Genomic DNA, 3,361 nt, shown 5'->3' on the forward strand with positions numbered 1-3,361 from the left:
ACCCTGGCCGAACGCTGGGCCGGCGGCGAGTCCGCTATGGTGACCGTCCAGGTGCCTGATCCCGACGCGCCCGCTGCCAACACCCCTGCCCCGAAAACCCGTGCGGCCGCGGTGCAGGAGGCCCTGACCCACCAGCCGGCCTTCGCGCGCATCCACATGCTGGACACGACAGAACTCGACCAGTTGCTGCGCCCCTGGCTCGGCGGGGATGCCCATTTCGCCCTGCCCCTTCCCGCCGTGATCGAGGCCACACTGGCATCGGGTGGTACGATCCCCGACGCCGTCACCCGCACACTGGAAACGCAGGCCCCCGGGACCCTGATCGAGCGCAACACGGTCTGGAGCGAACGGCTTGGCGCGCTGGCCGACAGTCTTCAGGCGTGCGCCGCGCTGGCCATCGTCGTAGTGGCGGCGATCGTGACCCTCGTGCTGATGATCGTCACGCGGGCGGGTCTGCATGCACGGCGGCGCACCATCGACATCATTCATGGCCTCGGCGCCACGGACAGCTACATCGCCAGCCGCTTTGCCCGTCGGACCGGCGTGCTGTCGCTGATCGGCGGCACGATCGGGGCTGCGGCGGCACTCCCGCTGCTGGGCATACTGGCGCATCTGGCCGCGCCGTTCGTCGCCGCCCCGGTGACGGCCATCGACCCGGGGTGGAGCCACGCCCCGTGGCTGACGCCGGTTCTTGATCTGCCGCGCGCTTTGCTGCTGGCGCTTGCGTGTCTGCCGCCCGGGGCTGCCGTCATCGGGTGGGGCACGGCGCAGTTTACGGTGCGATCGTGGCTGCGACGCCTGCCGTGAGCCGTGGTGGTGGCCCGTGGCGGCGTCTGCTGCGCCTCTTCGTCGTACTGGGTGCGGCGTCGATCAGCGTATGGCTGGCGGGATTCGTGTGGTTCACGCTCGACGCGCTGCGCCCCACGGCGGAGGAGCGACTGCCACAGGTCGACGGCATTGTCGTGCTGACGGGCGGCCAGGGGCGCATCGAGGCAGCCGCCCGGCTGGTCGAGGCCGGACGCGCGCCCCGTATTCTGATCACCGGGGTTGGCAGCCACGCAACCGCCAGCGAACTCGCCGACCAGACGCCCGCGCTGGCGGCGGGCGGCATCAACGGGCACCTCACGCTTGGCCACAAGGCCGTCTCGACCGTCGGCAACGCGGTGGAGACGCGCGACTGGGTCCGCAGCTTCAACCCGCGACGCCTGATTATCGTGACCGCTGGCTATCACATGCGCCGCGCGCTGCTGGAGATCGGGCGCAGCGTCCCCGGCGTGGCACTGATACCATGCCGGGTCAGGCCGCCTGCGCTGCGGCATCCGTTCCGCCGGGCCACGCTGCGCTTGATGGCACTGGAATACGACAAGTGGATCGGCGCGCTGCTGGGGTTGCAGCGGCAGGTCAATCTGGTCGAGGCCGGCTGAATCCGCGCGGCGCTTGCCTAGGCGGGGTTTTTCTGGTGTGCAGGGCGCGCACGCCCCGCATCGGCCGTGCCCGTTCGTGACATCAGAGGCAGCAGCTCTTCATGACATCTCCCCTGGTCGTTCTTCGGGCCTGCGCGTTCAACGTGACGTTTGCCGTAGTGACGCTGGTCATGGGAGTGGTCTCGCTACCGCTGCGCGCCTTCGCCCGCCCCTGGGCGCTGGGCTACGCTCAGCTGTGGACACGCGTCTCGCTGGCCTGCCTGCGCGCGCTCTGCGGGATCGAGGTCCGGGTCAGCGGTCTCGAACACCTGCCGGCCGGCACGCCGTGCGTTATCGCCTCGCAGCACCAGTCCGCCTTCGACACGCTGGTCTGGATGAACCTCGTCCCACGTCCGGCCTACGTGATGAAGCGCGAACTGACGCGCCTGCCGCTGGTCGGTCCGATGCTGCTCGCTTCCGGGATGATCGCCGTGGAGCGCACGGCCGGCGCGAAGGCAATGCGGAAGCTTCTGTCCGACACGCGTGAGGCGGCGGCCGACGCGCGCCAGATCGTCATCTTTCCCGAGGGCACGCGCACCCGACCGGGCGAGATCGTGCCGCTGCAGCCGGGCCTGGCGGCCATGGCCACCCACGCGCATCTGCCGGTCGTGCCGGTGGTCACCGATTCCGGGCACTGCTGGGGGCGCAACGCGTTCATCAAACGTCCGGGGATTATCCACATCGTGATCGGCGCGCCGATCGAGGCAACACGTGAACGCGGCGCGTTATTGCTTGCGGTCCGCAACGCGTGGACAAGGCTGGAAGCCGACAATCCGGTGCTGACCCACGTCCCCCGCGCGTGACACCCCTGTGGATAACTCTGTGGGCGCTCGTCCTTCCAGCACGGATGGAAGCGACCCGCGCAACGGGCCCCTCTTATCCGTCAGGGCACGCGCAGCCTGCAAGATCTGCCGCGACAGACAATAACTTTATCTTCATTTCAAAAAAATCGTTATTACAGAATTATCTTTCTCTACACTGATGCCAGTTCCCGGTCGACCTAAAGATATTTCCCGCCGCCATCGTCGCGTCCACACCATGAGCAGCACCAACTGTGGATAACTTCCCTGACCGCAGCATCACGATTCGACGACGCGCCATCGCGGCGCTGGCCGGCGTGGGGCTCGTCCTCGTTGCCGACACATGTCTCTGGGCTCTCGGCCTCCAGGCACTGCGTCACAGGCTGGACGCCACGATCGGGACGATCCGCGACGCCGGGGGTCAGGCGGACTATGCCGAGGCCCGGCGCGGGGGCTGGCCATTCGCGGCGACGCTGACACTCGTCAATCCGCGCGTCATCGTCCGCATCCCCTCAGCCGGACACGTGGGGTGGGGTGCACCAACACTGCGCCTCGCACTTGGGCCGTTCAGCCCGACACGGCTGCGCCTGTCGACGGATGGCCCGCAGGCGGTGTTGCCTACCGCCGACGGCGACGCCTCCGACCACACCGGGTTCTCCGGATGGCGCGCGGCGTTTCGGGCGCTGGGGCCACAACGCGTCATCGCGCGCGCTCTGGTCGTGACCGTCCCATGGACCGGCCACGGCACGACGCGGATCGACGTGCGGGCCCGGTCATTGGATGCACCGGCATGGCCGGTGGCGCTTCAGGGAGTCTCGCTGGCCATCCGTCCGGATCCGATCGCGGGCACCTTCACGCTGCGGCTGACGGTGAGGGACGGGACATTCCCCGACGGGTCGCCGTCGCCCTGGCCGCTACACGACCTCGACGCGGCGTTCGGTGTCTCGACCGACACGCAGCAGACGGCCGCGGTGGCCCTGCGGACCGCCGTCACGCACTGGGGGCCCATGACCCTGCACATGGCCGGCCAACTGCACCGTTGCTGCGGGCCCGACGCGGTCGGGGATGCGACGCTGATCGCAAGCCATGTGCGCGACG

4 protein-coding genes are annotated in these 3,361 nt (G+C 69.0%); all 4 read left to right on the plus strand.

Going from position 1 to position 3,361, the window contains the following annotated elements; genetic code table 11:
- Positions 1–807: cell division protein FtsX (locus tag HUK82_RS15405; protein ID WP_176614784.1), on the plus strand; the 807-nt coding region annotated here is incomplete at its 5' end.
- A complete protein-coding gene (locus HUK82_RS15410) occupies positions 786–1,424 on the plus strand; it encodes a YdcF family protein (RefSeq protein WP_264802258.1) in 639 nt (212 codons plus the stop codon). The genes HUK82_RS15405 and HUK82_RS15410, both read left to right, overlap by 22 nt.
- Positions 1,425–1,525: 101 nt before the next feature.
- Complete coding sequence (locus HUK82_RS15415; RefSeq protein WP_373318292.1) at positions 1,526–2,266, plus strand: lysophospholipid acyltransferase family protein; 741 nt, start codon at positions 1,526–1,528, stop codon at positions 2,264–2,266.
- Between the two features lie 251 nt (positions 2,267–2,517).
- A partial coding sequence (locus HUK82_RS15420; RefSeq protein ID WP_176614785.1) for a DUF2125 domain-containing protein occupies positions 2,518–3,361 on the plus strand: 844 nt, incomplete at its 3' end.

Source organism: Ameyamaea chiangmaiensis, from assembly GCF_013376175.1.
Lineage (GTDB): Bacteria > Pseudomonadota > Alphaproteobacteria > Acetobacterales > Acetobacteraceae > Ameyamaea > Ameyamaea chiangmaiensis.